Raw genomic sequence first — 19,344 nt, forward strand, 5'->3', positions numbered from 1 at the left:
CTTAAGCTTTCTCATAAAATACATCAAACGCAATGCTATCTTCCATATACATAACTCAAATAAGGCACCTCAAACAAAGCATCTCAAGAAATTTTCTTGTCTACCTTTAGCAACGTATTAAAGTATTATTCCAATATACCAAAGCCATTAAAGTAAAGAATAATATCTTTAGATTTTTATGCCTTTTGGGCAATTGCTGCTTGTGCTGCAGCTAAACGTGCAATTGGTACCCGAAAAGGTGAACATGAAACATAATCTAAGTTATTTTCCTCACACAAAGCAATAGAATCAGGATCGCCTCCATGTTCACCACAAATACCTAATTTAATTTTTGCACGCTGAGAACGCCCACGCTGTGCAGCAATAGCGATAAGCTCCCCTACTCCATCACGGTCAATTGACACGAAAGGATCTTGTTCCAAAATTCTTTTTTGAGAATAAGTTGCTAAAAAAGGAGCTGCATCATCACGTGAAATACCAAAAGTAGTTTGTGTCAAATCGTTTGTTCCAAACGAAAAAAATTCTGCAGTTTCAGCAATCTCACCTGCACGAAGAGCAGCTCTTGGTAATTCAATCATAGTTCCAACTATATACTGAATTTCCCTTCCCTTTTCTTTCATTACTGTACTAGCTACATCGTCAATACAGGTTTTTACAAAATCCAATTCAGATTTAAGCGCAACAAGCGGTATCATAATTTCAAGCATAACAGGAGATCCAGACTTTTGAGCAGCATCTGCCGCTGCTTCAAAAATTGCTCGTGCCTGCATTTCAGCAATTTCAGGGTAAGTAATGATCAAACGACATCCCCGTAACCCAAGCATAGGGTTAAATTCATGTAGTTGCTGCGCCCGTTCGGAAATAATTTCAGAAGGAATTCCCATAGCCATTGCAACATCACGAATTTCTGCGTCCGTTTTTGGTAAAAACTCATGCAAAGGAGGATCCAAAAAACGGATAGTGACAGGCAAACCAGACATAATTTCAAACAATTCTGTAAAATCTGACCGTTGCATTGGCAAAAGCTTATCCAATGCTTTACGGCGTCCATCTTGATCATTGCTTAAAATCATTTCACGCATAGCAACAATACGTTCACCAGCAAAAAACATATGCTCGGTACGACAAAGACCAATACCTTCAGCTCCAAAAGAACGCCCCATACGTGCATCAGATGGTGTTTCTGCATTGACGCGAATTTTCATACGCCGTATTTTATCAGCCCATTCCATTAATTGAGCGAAGTCTCCACAAAGCTCAGGCTGCAACATTGCAACCTTCCCTTTAAGGATCTCTCCACTTGCACCATCAATTGTAATGACATCTCCCCTTTGAAAAGTCTCTCCTGAAACAATCATTGTGTTTGTGGTATAATCAATTCGTACACTACCTGCACCAGAAATACAGGGCTTTCCCATACCACGTGCTACAACAGCAGCGTGACTTGTCATACCACCGCGTGTTGTTAAAATTCCTTCTGCAGCGTGCATACCATGAATGTCTTCTGGGCTCGTCTCTACGCGCACCAAAATAACTTTACGGCCTTCTTTTGATGCTGCCTCTGCCTCTTCTGAAGTAAAAACAATTTCACCAGTTGCTGCACCCGGAGAAGCAGGTAAACCACGCGCTACAACAAAACGGGCCGCTTTGGGATCAAGAGTCGGATGTAAAAGTTGATCAAGCGATTTTGGCTCAATTCGCATCACCGCCTCTTCACGACTGATCAACCCCTCCTCAACCATTTGCACTGCCATTTTTAAGGCTGCACGTGCCGTTCGCTTTCCTGAGCGAGTTTGTAAAATCCATAATTTACCCTTTTCAATTGTAAATTCAAGATCTTGCATATCACGGTAATGCTTTTCAAGTTTTTGGGCAATTTGACAAAACTGTAAAAAAGCTTCTGGCATAATTTTTTCTAGCGACGGCTTATTCGAACCAGCAGCAATCCTTGCAACCTCAGTGATATTTTGTGGAGTACGAATGCCTGCTACAACATCCTCACCCTGTGCATTGATTAAAAATTCACCGTAAAGTTCTTTTTCCCCTGTCGATGGATTGCGTGTAAACGCAACACCTGTTGCAGAATCTTCACCCATATTACCAAAAACCATGGCCTGCACATTAACCGCCGTTCCCCAATTTTCAGGAATATTGTGCAAACGACGATAAGTGATTGCACGAGTAGTCATCCAACTTGAAAAAACTGCACTAATTGCACCCCACAATTGCTCTTCAGGATCTTGCGGAAAAGGCTCACCTAACTTTTCTTCAACATATGCTTTGTAAGAAATAATAACGTTTTTCCAATCAGTGGCTGTCATTTCTGTATCAACATCATAACCGTTGGATACTTTTACCTCATCAAGAATCTCTTCAAAGCACGAATGATCCAAACCTAAAACAACATTGGAATACATTTGGATAAAACGGCGATAACTGTCATAAGCAAAGCGTTCATTACTAGTCTGCAAAGCGATTGCTTTCACTGTTTCATCATTCATACCAAGATTAAGAATTGTATCCATCATCCCCGGCATAGAAGCCCGAGCCCCAGAACGAACAGAAAGTAACAGTGGTGTGCTTTTACTACCAAATTCGCGGCCTGTTTGTTCACCAATGCGTTTGAGTGCTTGCTTGACAGCTCCTTGCAATTCCTTTGGATATGCCTTGTTATGCGTATAATAAAAGTTACAAACTTCTGTCGTAATAGTGAATCCGGGAGGAACAGGTAAGCCAAGCTTGCTCATTTCTGCTAAATTAGCCCCTTTGCCACCAAGGAGATTACGCTCATTTGCGCTTCCCTCTGCGTTACCATCACCAAAACTATAAATCCATTTTGTCACTGTACAAGTTCTCCCATTATCAACATTAAAGTATCATTTGACTTAAGCTAACTGTCCAAATGAATCACCCTATCCCAAATTAGCTTAACCAAATAAAACGTTGTTTCATAAACGCACGAAAGTAACCCTTTGTAAAAAGAAGGAGAACCGCCATAATTATCAATTGCTTATTTTCTTAGTAGAATGTGTGTGTTCAAAGAAAACTATCAATAATTGAGAAAAAATCTTCCTCTGACATCAAACCTTCATACTTATTACCATTAATGAAAAAGGTAGGTGTTGCTGTAACACCAAATTCTTTCCCACGCTCAAAAGATGCATTCACTTCATCTAAAATAGACTGATTTTTTAGACAAGCCTCAAAGCTCTCATCTGTAAAACCAGCTAGTGAGCTAATTTTCTTCAATGGCGTTAAAGAATCCTCTACCCAAACCCACTCACTTTGTTTTTGAAATAAAACTTCTATCAAAGGAAAATAGCGATCTTCTGGTGCACAACGCGCCAACATAAAGCCTGCTGTTGCCCGAGGATCAAAAGCAAATTCCCGGAAAATAAGCTTTACTTTACCCGTTTTTATATATTTTTTCCGAATTTTGGGCAGCACATTATTATAAAAGTCAGCACAATGACCACAGGTAACTGAAGCATATTCAACAATAGTCACTGGTGCATTAATATCACCTTCAACTCTATCCTTACCATCCTGAAGAAGCTTAACCATATCAACAGTTGCAACTGGTTTAACTTTACCAGCTAAGGCTGTAGTCGCATTAATCTGTGCAGTTATAGCCGAGATTAAAATCACCATGCAAAATAAAGAAGAACGATAGTTTAGCATAAAAAAAACTTTTCTGTTATTATTAGATATGTAGAAATTCAGTGCTTTTATATATTAAAGATAATAGTAAAAATATACAAAAATGTTTTGATTTATTTATTATTTTTTTCTGCAAAAATGCAACATCCAAGTTCATAAAGCGATTGACGGAGGTTTTCATCTTCAACATATTGAAGCATTTTTTTTACGTGTTGTTTATCTTTTTCATTCGCAATTGGCTCTGCCCTTAGCTGCTCAGTAAGAGTTGATACTTGCTTTTGTTCTATCTTAATACGGTCAATAGCAACATACCCAAAAAAACCATTAATTCGCTGAATCAATTCCTCTGTTTCATGGATCAATTTTAACGCAGTAAATCCTTCACATGCTATGACAAGTGTTGCAGGTTTAAAAATTTCATCTTGATTTGCACGACGTTTCCAAATAATTTTGAGTGGTATTGTGGATTCAGCAATATCGTAGCCTACAATCTGCGACCAGTGTTCTATAAGCGCCATATTAAGCCCTGTCCGCCTGCGTAAAATCGGATCAAGCATACTGGACACTGTTTTAGAAAGAGAATAAAAATGGTGCTTTTGAGATGTCTTACTCATTTCATATCAGATTATTACTAAATTATAAAAATTTTTTCTTTGTATTTTATATCTTCCTATGATTGAAGACAATGATGCATGAAATTTCTTCGCGCCTTCTTTCTTGGTACGATCAAAATCATCGGCATTTGCCATGGCGTATTACCCCTAAAGAACAAATGGAAGGTATTCGCCCTGATCCTTATAAAGTTTGGCTATCTGAAATCATGCTTCAACAAACAACCGTTGAAACAGTTAAACCTTATTTTAAAAAATTTTTAAAGCTTTGGCCTAATCTTTCTTCTCTATCACAAGCATCACAAGATGATATTATGAAAGCATGGGCTGGCCTTGGCTATTATTCGCGGGCACGTAACCTTAAAAATTGTGCTCATCAACTTGTTGAAAACTATAAAGGTGAATTCCCTCAATCTGTAAAAACATTACGTACTTTACCCGGTATCGGAGATTATACTGCAGCAGCTATTGCTGCAATTGCTTTTGAACACCCTGTAGCTGTTGTTGATGGTAATGTTGAGCGCATTATAACCCGTTTATTTGCTATTACTTCAGTATTACCTAAAGCAAAATCTGAAATAAAAGAAAAAACTCAAAAAATTACTGATTTAAATCGTCCTGGTGACTTTGCACAAGCCATGATGGATTTAGGTGCAACAATTTGTACACCACGTAAACCATCTTGTTTACTCTGCCCTCTTCAAAATCTATGCAAAGCAAAGAAAATGCATACAACAGAAGCATTTCCAGTTAAAGCCCCTAAAAAAGCACGGCTCTTTAAAACTGGCGTTGCTTTTGTAGTGCTCAATAAAAATAAGCAAATTTACTTAGAAAAACAACAAAGTAACAGACTACTCAATGGAATGACCCAAATACCCAATCATATTGGAACAAATGGTGAAAATGAGCTCCAAAATGCACCTTTCCAAGCCAATTGGCAATTTAAAGGACAAGTCACACATATTTTTACTCATTTTTCTCTGAAACTCGATGTCTATTGTGTCGACAATATTAGCGAAACGAAACTCAAAAACGGCTGGTGGTGTGATATCCATGATCTTTCCAAAGAGGCACTTCCTACCGTTATGAAAAAAGCTATTTCTGTAGCACTCCCCAACTCTTTTAAACTAAAATAGCTTTGCTTGCGTAAAAGCTTTAGTATTTAATTTAGTGCTAATTTATTGAGATTTGAAAGGCAAATAAATGTGATTTATTGCTCACATAATGCCAGTTTTTAACATTTGTGAACGAATTACCATTCTTAAATCATCAATTGATTTCAACTGACCATCTTCTTCATAATACCAAAATGTCCAGCCATTACAACTTTGTGAAGCTTGAGCTTTTCTTCCCATCATATGAATAGAGCCAGCTTCACCACCATACATAATAGTACCGTCAGCTTTTACAATAGCAGATACTCGTTTCTTCCGGTCATAAAGAATCATTCCAGGATGTAACAAACCTGCCTCAAGTAAATTAGTAAATGCTACACGCGGTTCTGCTTTTTTATTTGCTAAAACTGTTAATTCCGATTCAGCTAGAGGCTTAACCATAGCAATTCTTTCATGCGCTGCATCAATGTAGCTTTGCTCGCGCTCAATACCCACAAAATTACGCCCTAAAAGTTTAGCAACAGCTCCTGTCGTTCCCGAACCAAAAAACGGATCAAGAATAATATCACCCGGCTTGCTAGAGGCCATAATAATACGTGCTAATAATGTTTGCGGCTTTTGTGTTGGATGTAATTTACGCCCTATTTCATCTTTTAAACGCTCAGCGCCTGTACAAAGAGGAAAAAGCCAATCTGAACGCATTTGTACATCTTCATTGGCAGCCTTTAATGCCTTATAATTAAATGTATATTTCTTATCTTTTTGATCACGCACAGCCCAAATAAGAGTCTCATGGGCATTTTGAAAGCGACGCCCACGAAAATTAGGCATAGGATTATTTTTGCGCCAAATGATATCATTGAGTAACCAAAAACCTAAATCCTGTAATGCCGTGCCAACCCGGAAAATATTATGATAAGACCCTATAACCCAAAGCGTTCCATTGGGTTTTAATACGCGACGGCAAGCCAATAGCCATGCACGTGTAAAAGCATCATAAGCAGCAAAATTTTCAAATTGATCCCATGCATCATTAACCGCATCAACACGTGAATAATCTGGACGATATAATGTATTTTCTAACTGCAAATTATAAGGTGGATCTGCAAAAATCATATCAACCGAATGCTTAGGAAGCTTTTCCAGCATTGCAACACAATCACCTTTGAGGATTTTATTGCACCACTGTGTCTGTAAAGACGTACAAACCAGATCTTTTTGAAACTGAACAACTGTCATAAAATATTCAACAATACGGGCTGAGACTATCCTATAGTCAAAATGATTTACGGATTTGATATTATGCCTTATATTTACAAAATAGAGTAAAAGGATCGTTAAACTATTTTAAAACTAATTGCCTTTTTTCTTTAAAATCGGGTAAAATAATTTATATCTATTAACTTTTATTTCCTTTTCTTCAGTGCATAGTTTAAACATTTCTTACCTTATTAAGTTAATAGGGCGTACCTTTCAAAATATACTTTTATAAAAAGGGACCCCTTTATATCGTTTTATTACAAGCTTTTAAGCCATAAATAAGGAATATCTTATGCCTCAAATCGACCTTATTATTTTTGATTGTGATGGAGTTTTGGTAGATTCTGAATATCTAGCAGCAGAAATTGGTGCGCAATTACTGACAGAAGCAGGATATGAAATATCACCTGAAGAATTAAGTGAACGCTACGCAGGGCTTATTTTTCGTGATATTCTTCAAAAAGTCGAACAGGAAACAAAAAAGCCAATTTCTGCTCGCCTTATAGATCAAATGTCAAACCTTTTTCGTGCACAAATAACAACCAAATTACGTGCTATTGACGGTATAAGAAAAGCAATAGAAACTATTAAACTTCGATACCCCTATTGTATCTGCTCTAATGCAATGAGCGCAGATATAAAACAGATGCTCATTGCCGTTAATCTCTATGATCTTTTTGAAAACAAAATATTTTCTGCACTCGAAGTTGGAACTCAAAAACCAAAACCTGCATCCGATATTTTTCTTTTTGCTGCACAAAAATTATGTGTACAACCACAAAATGTTATTGTTATAGAAGATTCTATTCATGGCGTACATGCAGCAAAAGCAGCGGGGATGCGCGTTGTTGGCTTTACGGGAGGATCGCACAGTTATCTTGGCCACTCCAATGCTCTTACAGATGCTGGAGCTGAAACAGTAATTACGAAACATGCACATTTACCGGAAGTTTTAGAAGCAATGGCAATATGGCAAGATTTATAATATAAAGATATCTTCAGGAAAAATTATCGTGATTTTCTTCAGTTTTAAAGAACGCGATTAAGTTATACAAATCACAGTTAATAAAAAAATAAAATAGATACTTTGTTTATAAACTAGCATATTCTTTAATAGTCAATATTTTATATTAGCATCTGAGTTTTATATTAACATCTGAAATTTTTAGCGTAATTTTCTCATTTTGCACAAAAATGAGCAACCGCACTTTCATTCATTGGATAATTTAAATATTATTAAAAAAGTAAAATATAAAAATTGCCTATTTGCTCAAAATAAATGAAAGCGAAGACTTATGAAATATATCAGTACAAGAGGCAAGGCTCCTGCTTTAAACTTTACTGACACAATTATGACGGGTCTAGCTAGTGATGGTGGTCTTTATCTTCCAGAAAAATTCCCTCAATTTTCACCTGATGCATTACGAGCGCTACGTGGTCAATCTTACGCTACAATTGCTAAAACCATTCTCTGGCCTTTTATAGATAATGAGATTGAGCGCACAGCTTTTGAAAATATAATCACTGAATCTTATGCTGTTTTTCGCCATCCAGCAATCTGTCCATTGCAGCAAACCGGCCCCAATGAATTTATCCTTGAACTTTTCCACGGCCCTACTTTGGCATTTAAAGACGTCGCAATGCAATTTCTTGCTAGACTAATGGACTATATCCTGACTAAAAAAAATAAACGTGCAACAATTATTGGTGCTACATCAGGTGATACAGGCGGTGCTGCGATCCAAGCTTTTGCTGGGAGAGAGAACTCAGATATTTTTATTTTATTTCCTAAAGGGCACATATCATCAGTTCAGCAACGGCAAATAACCACTAATCACAGTGCTAATGTTCATGCTATAGCTATTCAAGGCAATTTTGATGACTGCCAAGCACTTGTCAAAGCAATGTTTAATGATCACAATTTCCGTCAAAAAACAGCGCTCTCAGGAATAAACTCTATAAACTGGGCGCGTATCATGGCGCAAATTGTTTACTATTTCTCATCTGCACTTTCCCTTGGGGCACCCGATAGATCTGTTTCATTTACCGTTCCTACTGGAAACTTTGGTGATATTTTTGCAGGTTATGTTGCTGCTCGTATGGGGCTACCTATTGCTCAATTGGTTATAGCAACAAATGATAACGATATTCTTCATCGTGCATTAACCAGTGGTACTTACGAAATACGTCCTACAATACATACCACATCTCCTTCGATGGACATTCAAGTCTCTTCCAACTTTGAACGCTTATTATTTGAAAATTGCAATCGTGATTCAGTATGGATTTGCAATGCAATGGAAAATTTGAACCAATCAGGCTGGTTTAACCTTGATAAAAAGCAACTTAAAAATATTTGTACTTTGTTTTCTGCTGGAAAAAGTAGTGTAACTGAAACAGCACAAACAATTAATAGTGTTTATAAAGAAAGTGGTTACCTGGTTGATCCACACACAGCAGTTGCACTGAAAGTAGCCCGAGAAAAGAAGCAATCACCTATTCCAATGATCGTCCTTGCTACTGCTCACCCTGCTAAATTTCCTGATGCTATCCAAAACGCTTGTGGTATTAATGCGCCATGGCCATCTTGTCTAAATGATTTAATGCAGCGCGAAGAGCACTTTACAAGTCTTGCTAATGATGAAAAAATAGTCAAAGATTATATCTCTTTAAAATCGCGTACATCGCATTAGATGTTAACTGCGTCTATCCAAATCAAAAAATATGTAATGTCCTTATGATTGGGCATTTAGTTTGTTTAACGGAGTCATAAAGCATGGGTGTAGATATCAGCCGCCTTAGTAATGGTTTGACTATTGCCACGCATACAATGCAACAAATTGACAGTGTCGCACTTGGAATATGGGTTAAAGTTGGCTCACGTAACGAAACTTTTACACAACACGGCATTGCCCATCTCCTTGAACATATGGCTTTTAAAGGAACTGAAAACCGCACAGCCTTTAAAATTGCAGCTGATATTGAAGATGTTGGAGGGGAAATTAATGCCCATACCAGTATTGAAACAACTGCCTATTTTGCACGTGTACTTAAAGACGATATCCCGCTGGCTATCGATATTCTATCTGACATCATGATATGCTCAAAATTTGATGAAAACGAATTAGAGCGAGAAAAACAAGTGATTATTCAGGAAATTGGTGCTACCTATGATGTTCCGGATGACATTGTTTTTGATCATTTTACTGAAACAGCCTTTCGCCATCAGTCTCTTGGGCGCTCTATTTTAGGAACACCAAAGACAGTCCAATCATTTACGTCTGCTGACTTACATAGTTTTATGAAGAAACACTACAGTGCAGACCGCATGATTGTAGTGGCTGCAGGAGCTGTGAATCATGAAAGCTTTTTGCGTGAGGTTGAAAGCCGTCTTAGTACTTTTCGCTCTCATTCAACGACCTCTTTTACCAACCTTGCCAATTATATCGGTGGTGACTTTCGTGAATACCGTGATTTAATGGATACACAAGTTGTTCTTGGTTTTGAAGGGCGCCCATATCATGCACGTGATTTCTATACAGCTCAGATTCTTTCAATTATTCTTGGAGGAGGCATGTCATCACGCTTATTTCAAGAAGTTAGAGAAAAACGTGGATTATGTTACTCTATTTATTCTTTTCACTGGGGGTTTTCAGATACTGGGCTTTTTGGTATCCATGCTGCTACCGGACAAGAAGGGCTAGAAACACTTTTGCCTGTCATTCTCGATGAACTTTCTAAAGCAAGTAAAAATATTCACGAAAGCGAACTTCAACGAGCGCGGGCACAATATCGTGCCAACTTCACAATATCACAAGAAAACCCATCTAGCCAAGCACACCTTATTGCACGCCAAATGCTTCTTTATGATCGACCAATTCCAGTATCTGAAATGATTGAACGCTTAGAGCTTATTACCCCAAAACGACTAACTGAACTTGCCACTCACCTTTTTACCAACTCAAAACCAACATTAGCAGCTATTGGTCCTGTTGGCCGGCTTATAAACTTTGATGATTTAACATCAACTCTTTTGTCTAATATAACCGCTCCTTCTGAACGTAAATAAACTAAACGGAATCCTTTCCAAAACTTCAATTCATCGCCTTTGTAATGAATAAAGCGATTATATAAGTAGCTGATATTAACACCATCTACGCATTTTTGATTATAAAATCACCACAAGAGTTTTACTCATTAAATAAGTTTTGGAAAGATGAATTAAAAAAGCGTGTAAAGCTACTCAACCAACGCTTCATGTGATAGAAAATCAATAAGCAAAGATATATTAGTGAAATCTTGAAAACCCATAGCTTAAGCTTGTCTTTTTAAAACATAAACACTCGTTTTAAGCCTCGTTTATAAGAATAGATATCTGGTTTATCTTTGTATAAAACTATTCTTTTTTAAAGAAAACAATAGCTACTTCTTATAAAAATAAATCTTAAAAGATGAATGTATTTTTCCAAAAATATAATCTAAAATTAAACAGTTTAAAATACTGAGAGTGAGACGTTGTGAAAAGTTTGCATCAGATAATCAATATTATCATTGTTATAATCATTAGCTTTTTTGTTCAACTTACATCAGCACAAGCCATTGAACCAATTAAAATTTCTCCTCAAGATACGGCTATTGATCTATCAAAAACAATCGAAATTCACCACACAAACAACCCCATTTTTCAAACAAGTACTGCACCAGGACCAGATGGTATTATATGGCGTATTGAAGTACAGGCTAACAATGAAAATTTTTCTGGAAGCTGGGCAGTATTTGCCCTTGCAAACCCAACAGATGAACAGATAGACCGCCTCATTGTTGCACCTCACTATCGTATAGCTAATTCAGGTCTTTTTTGGCCAGATCTTGGATCAACACGTATTCAATCTATTACTCCAAATGAAGGTTTTTCTCTTGACCGTCAAGCTAGTACAAATTCTGATATTTTTCGTATTACACTCAACCCTGGCGCTGTTATTACATTTGTTGCAGAACTTAACTCTGCAAATCTGCCCAAAATCTATTTATGGAAACCTGAAACCTATAAAGATACAATCAATTCCTATACGCTCTATCATGGTATCCTCCTTGGTATATCAGGCCTTTTAGCGCTCTTACTAACGGTTCTATTCGTTGTTCGTGGAACAGGTCTTTTTCCTGCAACAGCTGCTGTTGCTTGGGCAATTCTTTTCTATATTGGTATTGACTTCAATTTTTTGAATAAACTCTTTGCAATTACACCAACAATAGAACCAATTTGGCGTGCTAGTACAGAAATTGCACTTGCAGCAACACTTTTCATTTTCCTTTTTACCTATTTATGTTTGAACCGCTGGCATTATCATTTTAGCTACGGAGCAATCATATGGATTATAGCTCTTTGTGGCTTGGGAACATTTGCTATTTATGATCCGACCAGAGCTGCTGGTATCGCACGTGTATCATTTGGTCTTACCACCATACTTGGTATTATCTTAATCAGTTATTTTTCAATCCGCCGCTATGATCGCGCAATTATGCTTATCCCAACATGGTTGCTCATCAGCTTCTGGTCTATTGGAGCTTTTGCTTGCATAGAAGGATATTTAGATAACGATATTATTCAACCAGCTCTAGCAGGAGGGTTGGTGCTCATTGTTCTTCTTATTAGCTTTACCATTATGCAACAAACTTTTTCCCATGATGCTTTCTATGAAGGAATCTTTTCTGACCTTGAACAACAAGCACTTGCAGCAAAAGGCGCTGGGAACATCATTTGGGATTGGGATGTTGAGCGTGATCGTATTGTTGTTCATCCGGATATGACCCCCCTCTTTGGTACTGAAGCACACAAACTTAATGGTACTATGAATGACTGGATTTCAGCCTTGCATCATGATGACCGTGAACACTTTCACGCCATGCTAGACATCATTCTTAAAAACAAAAAAGGACGTATTGACCAAATTTTTCGACTTTCTTGCGGTAGTGGTTATTATCATTGGTTTTCACTTCGCGCGAGTCCAGCTATTGTTAAAAAAGATGGAAAAGTTACCCGTGTAATTGGAACCATTATCAATATTACCAACCACAAAAAAGCTGAAGAACGTTTACTACATAATGCAATTTATGACAACTTAACTGGTCTTCCTAACAAACAAATTTTTTTGGACAGATTACAGCATTATATCTCTCTTGCTAAAGTAAATATAAAAATTAAACCAACTGTTTTAATGATTGATTTCGACAATTTCCGCCAAATCAATCACAAATTAGGTATAGCTGTTGGTGATACTGTACTCTTGATCATTGCACGACGTTTGAGCCGTCTTATTAATACCCAAGATACCTTAACTCGTCTTTTTGCAGATCGTTTTGCAATCATTTTACTCAGTGAAACTGAATCACAAAAAATTGCAGCTTTTGTGAATCATCTGCACAAAACAATTTCAGCGCCTATTTCACTTGCAGAACAAGAAATATCGCTTTCAACATCAATTGGACTGGTTACATGGAATGAATGTAGATTAAATGCTAAAGATATTTTCCACGATAGTGAACTGGCAATGATCCAAGCAAAACAAATGGGTGGTAATGATATTGTACCTTTTCGCCCCAATTTTCGTACTCTAGGCCTTAAACATAACAACATTGAACATGATATTCATTCTGCCATAAAGCATAATGAAATAAAAATTCTCTATCATCCTATTTTTAATCTATCAGATGGACAAATTATAGGTTTTGAAGCGATCGTAGAATGGCATCATCCATATCATGGAAATTTAAATGTCAATGATTTCATTAAAATCGTAGAAAGCGAACAGATCACTACAGACTTAGCACAATTTATCATTGATAATGCTATTGCTGATCTTATCAAGATAAAAAAGAAATGCGCTCAACAACCTTTCTTCATTTCAATCAATTTACCAAGTGTAGAAATGATTCACCCTAATTTTATAAGTCAATTGCGTTCTACCCTTCTTCGCAATCCACTTAATAAAGGGCACTTGATGATAGAAGTATCAGAATTTGTTTTGAGAAAAAATCCTGAACAATCAGCTCATTTCCTTGAGCAGATCAAAGCACTAGGAATGAATCTGGCATTAGATCATTTTGGAACAGGCTATTCATCACTTGCTTATCTCGTTCGTTATCCATTTGATATGGTCAAATTAGACCGCTCATTTGTCTCTCTCGATTCACCTAAGAAAAAGCTTGTTCTTAAATCAATTATTAATATGGCTACTGATCTTAATTTACAGATTATTGCAGAAGGTGTTGAAGATGAAAAAGTGGCTCTCTTCTTGCGTCAAGAAGGCTGCAAATATATTCAAAGTACAATTATCACTAAACCAATCACTGCCGAAGAATTAATTACTCTTATTCAAAATCAATTTTCTTATAAAAATAAATCAGACTCATAGGCTTTTATAAAACCCAGAGAAAATAGCAAATACGTTTATGCATGACCTATTTCAGAAACGAGATAAGTTGGATTAATGCCCATGCGGGTAAAACTTTCATCGTACGTATTGCTTAAATCACTTTCAAAAATAAAACTAGGCGATGCAGAACTGATCAACCAACCATTCGCAGAAATCTCTGTTTCAAGCTGCCCTGCTTTCCACCCAGCATAACCCAATGCTACCAGCGCATGTTGAGGGCCTTGTTCACAACTGATTGCTTTTAATATATCAATAGTTGCAGTAAGATAAATCTTGTCTGTAACAGAAATAGTTGCTTCACAAGTGTAATCACCCGAATGAAGTACAAAACCACGAGAAGGATCAACAGGCCCGCCATAGCGTACTGGAAACTTTTTTATCGATTCAGAAAGATAGCTTTTTTTTGCTTGCTCAATCACTCCAAGCTGAAGTAAAAGCTCAGGAAAATCAATGCTGTGCAATTGATTGAGAATAATTCCCATAGCACCAGAATTAGAATGAGCACAAACATAAATAACAGAACGGACAAAGCGTTTATCACTCATTCCGGGCATTGCTATGAGCAATTTTCCATTTAAAAATCCATCACGCTGCTTCATTAATTTGACATTTTCCATAATCTATATGTTAAACTTCAATTCAGGCAGTACAAGAAGAAAATAAAAACTAGATGAAAAAAATTCAAATATTTCTAAATTTACAAAGAATTTCAAATATCTTTTATAAAAAGTTTTTAATCATTTTTAGCTTAACGTTCGTTCTTTTAAGCTCATCCAATCTCACCATTGCTGCTCAAAAAGAACAAGAATCACAACTTCTTGCGACGCCTTGGTATGAATCAGAAGGTGGCAGCGTGAGATTGGCACTCACCAAATCTTCCCCTTCTGGAATAAGAAACGGTTTTATTGAAGTGATGCTCAAGCCAAAATGGAAAACCTATTGGCGCAATCCAGGAAACTCCGGTATGGCACCATTTTTTAACTTTAACCAACAAGTCTCTTATGAAATTTTTTATCCCATACCACAACTTTATGAAACAGAAAATGATTGGTCATTAGGTTATAAAAATAAAGTTGTACTACCATTTAGTGTTTCTGATTCAAGTGAAAATCTTAGTGGCTCTTTAACTCTTGGACTGTGTGATGAAATCTGTATCCCTTTTACTGTTGACTTTGATTTTTCCTCATCCACTCAGAAAAATACATATCTCTCTCCATCTTTATTAAAGCGTGCCCAAGCTGCTCTTCCTCGTGCAATGGATAATGAATTTACAATAAGTGCTGAAAAAGATAAAAATACCTTATTTATAAAAATACAAAATAACAGCAAAATCAAAATCTTATCTCTTTTTTTAGATGGAGGAGATATGCAAATTGGACCAGCAAAAAAAGTAAGCGACCATGAAGAATATACACTCTTTAGCGCACCTATATATTTTATGCCAGACGAGCTAAACCAAACAATTTTTTATGCAATTTCTTCTCAAAATCACGCCTTGAGTGGAACATTCGTAATAAATACGCAATCAAATTCTACTGTCATTCCATAATACATTAGAAAAGCTATTTTATAAAATTATGTAGAAAAATGTCCATTCTTGCGATATTCAGCAATTGCTTTACGCGCAAGAGCGTCTGCCCGTTCATTATCTGGGTGGCCGGCATGCCCTTTTACCCAGTGCCATCTAACATCATGCCGGGAGCAAGCATCATCAAGAGCCTGCCATAATTCCACATTTTTAACAGGATCATTCGATGCGGTGCGCCAGTCATTCTTCTTCCAGCCTTTAAGCCACATAGATATCCCATTGCGCACATAGACTGAGTCTGTATAAAGATCAATTGAACAAGATTCTTTAAGGGCATTTAACGCGCAAATTGCTGCCATAAGTTCCATTTGATTATTAGTCGTATATTCTTTTCCACCATACAGTTCACGCTCACGACCATTCCAGCGTAAAATTGCCCCCCATCCCCCAGGCCCAGGATTTCCAGAGCAAGCACCATCTGTATAAATTTCAATGACTTTTTTTCGATTGAACATAAAATTTAAAAACCCAATTCAGTCAACGAATCTACACTACTAAAAAAACTAAGTTTATGCCAATATTCCAACGGATCCTTTTTAACAACAAAACTACCAGCAGGTGTATTAAACCAATCATAAAGGCGTGTCAGTAAAAAGCGCAAAGCTGCGCCACGTACCAATAAAAGAATCGCATTTAATTCTAAAGGTATTAATGGCCTAATTTTTTGATAACTTTCTAATAATCCACGTGCTTTGACAAGATTATAAGAATAATCGCTTTCAAAACACCAAGCATTCAAACAAATCGCTAAATCATAAGCAAAAAAATCATTACAAGCAAAATAGAAATCTATAATACCAGAAAGACAATGGTCTAAAAAAAATACATTATCATTAAATAAATCAGCGTGAATAATGCCTGTTGGTAAATATAATGGCCAGTTTTTTTCTAAAAATGCTAACTCTGTATCAATTTTTTGTCCAAACTTTTGCAATAAAATATCTTCTTTTGTTTGGCAACTCGCCCACAATGGTCTTAAATCTACAATAGAAAGAGTATTTTTGCGGTTGGGTACAAAATCTTGCCCAGCCAAATGCAGCTGTGCCAAACCAGTACCTACTTCACAACAATGATATACATCAGGCCTACGCACCCATGTCCCTTCCACAAAGGTAACAATAACAGCAGGGCGCTCTGCTAACTTACCAATTATTGCACCATCATTCTGAAGAACTGGCTGAGGACAAGGAATCCCACGCTGATGTAAATGCTGCATAAGACTACAAAAAAAGGGTAAATCACTTTTTGAAACGCGTTTTTCATAAAGTGTTAAAATAAATCTTCCTTTTGTTGTATGAAGTGTAAAATTTGAGTTTTCGATACCTTCTGCTATTCCCTGGTAAGATAGAAGACAACCTATTGAATAACGCGTTAAAAATTCTTCCAAATCGCTCTGATGTACGTCAGTATGAACTGCCATTATTTTGCTTTCGTTTTAAGCACTAGTAATATTATAATTTCTATTTGTTAGTATCTTTAGCATAACCATTAACAAAAGCCATATCTTGAGGGGTTAAAACAACATCACGCAACTCGCGAGCGACCAAAAATGTCTCTGTCTCTAACGCAGTTTCAGCCAATTCTATTTTGACATTATAACGCTTATGAAAAGCTGTAATAATTTCATCGACAATAATTTCAGGAGCAGATGCTCCAGCTGAAAGACTAACAACGGAAAGAGCACCTAAATTATCAAAATCAATTTCATCAACACATTGAACTAAAATGGATCGCTGTGCACCAAACCTTTCAGCAACCTCTACCAAGCGCCGCGAATTAGATGAGTTTGGTGCACCAACAATCAAAAATAAATCACTCCCTAACGCCGCTGCCTTAACAGCTTCTTGTCGATTGGTCGTAGCATAACAAATTGACTCGGCAGCCGGTGTTTCTAACGCAGGAAAACGTTTTTGCAAAACATCCAAAATTTCAGCTGTATTTTCAACAGAAAGCGTTGTTTGTGTCACAAATCCCAATTTATCTGGATTTTCCGGTTGATAACGCCAAGCATCTTCTACTGTTTCAATTAATGTAACAGCTCCTTTTTCAAGCTGCCCCATTGTTCCTATCACCTCAGGATGGCCAGAATGACCAATTAATATGACATGACGACCATAACGTTGATGCCGTATCGCTTGCTTATGAACCTTAGAAACCAACGGACACGTTGCATCGATATAGAATAAATTATAACGATGCGCCTCTTCTGGTACAGATTTTGGCACACCATGAGCAGAAAACACCACGGGTTGATTGCGATGTTCTTCTGGAATTTCATGAAGTTCTTCAATAAAAATGGCTCCACGCTGTTGTAACCCTTCAACCACATAGCGGTTATGCACAATTTCATGGCGAACATACACTGGAGCACCATATTTTTTTAATGCAAGAACAACAATTTGAATAGCACGATCAACCCCAGCACAAAAACCACGCGGACTACAAAGGCGTATTGTTAAAGGGGGGAGTAAGCACATAATTCATCCTTCATTTTTATGACTTTCTCCATGTATCAAAATACACTGTTGTTATGCACTATATAAGAAATGTATAGAGAAAAACTAAAATATCACCCTTTTTATATAAAGAGTTGCACCTGTAGGACATTATTATTCTATTGATGCGAATTAATTTTGCTCTTCAGCTTAAATCACATTAGATAATAAAATACAAAATACGATTTTCAATTAAAAGAATTCCAAATATAGCGGCTAAATAAAACAATGAAAAGAAAAACACTTTCTTTGCTATAGAAATGGTTTCATCACGTGTATCAGCTTTCCATAAACGATAAGAAAGATAAATAAAAGTAACACTTAAAATTGCTGAACAAACACCATAAGTCACACCTGCAAGACCTATAATATAAGGCCCAATAGCGCATAACGCCATAATTACAGTATAAACTAAAATTTGTTTCTTGGTTGAATATTCACCTCGTACATTGGGCATTATAGGAATACCTGCTGCATCGTAATCAATAGATGAAAATAAAGAAAGAGCCCAAAAATGCGGTGGAGTCCACATAAAAATGATCAAAAATAATAAGAAACTTTCAATACTTATTGCCCCTGTCGCAGCTGCCCACCCAATCATTGGTGGAAAAGCTCCAGCTGCACCACCAATAACAATATTTTGTGGTGTTACGCGTTTTAACCAAATCGTATAAACAACAACATAAAAGAAAATTGTGAAAGCAAGAAAAATCGCTGAAAACCAATTAATAAAAACTCCCATAACCGTAACCGAAAGCACAGAAAGAGCCAAACCAAAAACAAATGCTTTCTTACGGCTAATTTTACCAGTAGGAATAGGGCGCTTTTGCGTACGTTTCATTACTGCATCAATATCAGCGTCATACCACATATTAAGTGCCCCCGCACCACCACCGCCCACAGCGATACATAAAATTGCTAACACACCATGAAGTGGATTTACAGTAACAGGTGACACCATCAGCCCAACCAGAGCTGTAAACACAACAAGTGACATAACTCGGGGTTTCAATAATGTAATATAATCATAAAGATTGGCTTTTGGCGGAATTGACTGACTATTTTTAGCTGATAATTCTTCTAAAATACACATTCCACTAAAGAACCTTTTCTATCAGTATTACTCACAAAAAAACACTATTTAACATATGGAAATGACCCATTAATATTATAGCATTTTCG

General features: G+C 36.8%; 15 protein-coding genes. 6 read left to right on the forward strand and 9 right to left on the reverse strand.

Annotated features, from left to right (window positions below):
• Positions 1-176: 176 nt before the first annotated feature.
• From ppdK to J7R05_RS02955, 3 genes are all read right to left on the reverse strand, one after another.
• On the reverse strand, positions 177-2,843 hold the full coding sequence (gene ppdK / locus J7R05_RS02945) for a pyruvate, phosphate dikinase (protein ID WP_208541125.1): 2,667 nt from the start codon (positions 2,841-2,843) through the stop codon (positions 177-179).
• A gap of 193 nt (positions 2,844-3,036) precedes the next feature.
• Positions 3,037-3,681: a DsbA family protein gene (locus J7R05_RS02950; RefSeq protein ID WP_078689524.1), complete on the reverse strand. Its 645-nt coding sequence runs from the start codon at positions 3,679-3,681 to the stop codon at positions 3,037-3,039.
• Between the two features lie 92 nt (positions 3,682-3,773).
• Positions 3,774-4,274 (reverse strand): DUF721 domain-containing protein, encoded by a 501-nt coding sequence (locus tag J7R05_RS02955; RefSeq protein WP_078689523.1) that lies wholly within the window; start codon positions 4,272-4,274, stop codon positions 3,774-3,776.
• A gap of 74 nt (positions 4,275-4,348) precedes the next feature.
• On the opposite strand from J7R05_RS02955, the gene mutY reads away from it, so the two are divergent.
• Positions 4,349-5,407 (forward strand): A/G-specific adenine glycosylase, encoded by a 1,059-nt coding sequence (gene mutY / locus J7R05_RS02960; RefSeq protein WP_208541212.1) that lies wholly within the window; start codon positions 4,349-4,351, stop codon positions 5,405-5,407.
• 81 nt (positions 5,408-5,488) lie between these two features.
• Here the strand turns inward: mutY and J7R05_RS02965 are convergent, their stop codons facing one another.
• Positions 5,489-6,625 (reverse strand): site-specific DNA-methyltransferase, encoded by a 1,137-nt coding sequence (locus J7R05_RS02965; protein ID WP_010703492.1) that lies wholly within the window; start codon positions 6,623-6,625, stop codon positions 5,489-5,491.
• A gap of 313 nt (positions 6,626-6,938) precedes the next feature.
• Between J7R05_RS02965 and J7R05_RS02970 the strand changes: the two genes are divergently transcribed.
• From J7R05_RS02970 to J7R05_RS02985, 4 genes are all read left to right on the forward strand, one after another.
• Entirely contained in the window at positions 6,939-7,631 is a 693-nt protein-coding gene (locus J7R05_RS02970) for an HAD family hydrolase (protein WP_208541126.1), read from the forward strand.
• 310 nt (positions 7,632-7,941) lie between these two features.
• A complete protein-coding gene (gene thrC, locus J7R05_RS02975; protein WP_208541127.1) occupies positions 7,942-9,339 on the forward strand; it encodes a threonine synthase in 1,398 nt (465 codons plus the stop codon).
• A gap of 83 nt (positions 9,340-9,422) precedes the next feature.
• On the forward strand, positions 9,423-10,715 hold the full coding sequence (locus tag J7R05_RS02980; protein ID WP_208541128.1) for a M16 family metallopeptidase: 1,293 nt from the start codon (positions 9,423-9,425) through the stop codon (positions 10,713-10,715).
• Between the two features lie 448 nt (positions 10,716-11,163).
• On the forward strand, positions 11,164-14,058 hold the full coding sequence (locus J7R05_RS02985; protein ID WP_208541129.1) for an EAL domain-containing protein: 2,895 nt from the start codon (positions 11,164-11,166) through the stop codon (positions 14,056-14,058).
• 35 nt (positions 14,059-14,093) lie between these two features.
• Here the strand turns inward: J7R05_RS02985 and J7R05_RS02990 are convergent, their stop codons facing one another.
• On the reverse strand, positions 14,094-14,678 hold the full coding sequence (locus tag J7R05_RS02990; protein ID WP_034990060.1) for a YqgE/AlgH family protein: 585 nt from the start codon (positions 14,676-14,678) through the stop codon (positions 14,094-14,096).
• 71 nt (positions 14,679-14,749) lie between these two features.
• On the opposite strand from J7R05_RS02990, the gene J7R05_RS02995 reads away from it, so the two are divergent.
• Positions 14,750-15,628, forward strand: a complete 879-nt coding sequence (locus J7R05_RS02995) for a protein-disulfide reductase DsbD domain-containing protein (protein ID WP_208541130.1) — start codon at positions 14,750-14,752, stop codon at positions 15,626-15,628.
• Between the two features lie 26 nt (positions 15,629-15,654).
• On the opposite strand, the gene rnhA is transcribed toward J7R05_RS02995, so the two are convergent.
• The 4 genes from rnhA to cyoE form a co-directional block, all read right to left on the reverse strand.
• Positions 15,655-16,122: a ribonuclease HI gene (rnhA, locus tag J7R05_RS03000; RefSeq protein ID WP_078689515.1), complete on the reverse strand. Its 468-nt coding sequence runs from the start codon at positions 16,120-16,122 to the stop codon at positions 15,655-15,657.
• Positions 16,123-16,127: 5 nt separating this feature from the next.
• Complete coding sequence (locus J7R05_RS03005; RefSeq protein WP_208541131.1) at positions 16,128-17,087, reverse strand: homoserine kinase; 960 nt, start codon at positions 17,085-17,087, stop codon at positions 16,128-16,130.
• Positions 17,088-17,127: 40 nt separating this feature from the next.
• The gene (ispH, locus tag J7R05_RS03010) at positions 17,128-18,144 is read right to left on the reverse strand and encodes a 4-hydroxy-3-methylbut-2-enyl diphosphate reductase (RefSeq protein WP_208541132.1); all 1,017 of its coding nucleotides are present in this window, start codon (positions 18,142-18,144) and stop codon (positions 17,128-17,130) included.
• 178 nt (positions 18,145-18,322) lie between these two features.
• Complete coding sequence (gene cyoE, locus J7R05_RS03015) at positions 18,323-19,255, reverse strand: heme o synthase (RefSeq protein ID WP_208541133.1); 933 nt, start codon at positions 19,253-19,255, stop codon at positions 18,323-18,325.
• Between the last annotated feature and the right edge of the window lie 89 nt (positions 19,256-19,344).

The sequence above is a fragment of the Bartonella capreoli genome, assembly GCF_902813205.1.
GTDB lineage: Bacteria > Pseudomonadota > Alphaproteobacteria > Rhizobiales > Rhizobiaceae > Bartonella > Bartonella schoenbuchensis.

Bases quoted from the DNA above. Each gene is read 5' to 3' on its own strand.
- J7R05_RS02970 (WP_208541126.1), top strand. From the start codon at position 6,939: ATGCCTCAAATCGACCTTATTATTTTTGATTGTGATGGAGTTTTGGTA.
- J7R05_RS02995 (WP_208541130.1), top strand. From the start codon at position 14,750: ATGAAAAAAATTCAAATATTTCTAAATTTACAAAGAATTTCAAATATC.
- J7R05_RS02965 (WP_010703492.1), bottom strand. From the start codon at position 6,625: ATGACAGTTGTTCAGTTTCAAAAAGATCTGGTTTGTACGTCTTTACAG.
- J7R05_RS03005 (WP_208541131.1), bottom strand. From the start codon at position 17,087: ATGGCAGTTCATACTGACGTACATCAGAGCGATTTGGAAGAATTTTTA.
- ispH (WP_208541132.1), bottom strand. From the start codon at position 18,144: ATGTGCTTACTCCCCCCTTTAACAATACGCCTTTGTAGTCCGCGTGGT.
- cyoE (WP_208541133.1), bottom strand. From the start codon at position 19,255: ATGTGTATTTTAGAAGAATTATCAGCTAAAAATAGTCAGTCAATTCCG.
- mutY (WP_208541212.1), top strand. From the start codon at position 4,349: ATGCATGAAATTTCTTCGCGCCTTCTTTCTTGGTACGATCAAAATCAT.
- J7R05_RS02950 (WP_078689524.1), bottom strand. From the start codon at position 3,681: ATGCTAAACTATCGTTCTTCTTTATTTTGCATGGTGATTTTAATCTCG.
- J7R05_RS02955 (WP_078689523.1), bottom strand. From the start codon at position 4,274: ATGAGTAAGACATCTCAAAAGCACCATTTTTATTCTCTTTCTAAAACA.
- rnhA (WP_078689515.1), bottom strand. From the start codon at position 16,122: ATGTTCAATCGAAAAAAAGTCATTGAAATTTATACAGATGGTGCTTGC.
- thrC (WP_208541127.1), top strand. From the start codon at position 7,942: ATGAAATATATCAGTACAAGAGGCAAGGCTCCTGCTTTAAACTTTACT.
- J7R05_RS02980 (WP_208541128.1), top strand. From the start codon at position 9,423: ATGGGTGTAGATATCAGCCGCCTTAGTAATGGTTTGACTATTGCCACG.
- J7R05_RS02990 (WP_034990060.1), bottom strand. From the start codon at position 14,678: ATGAAGCAGCGTGATGGATTTTTAAATGGAAAATTGCTCATAGCAATG.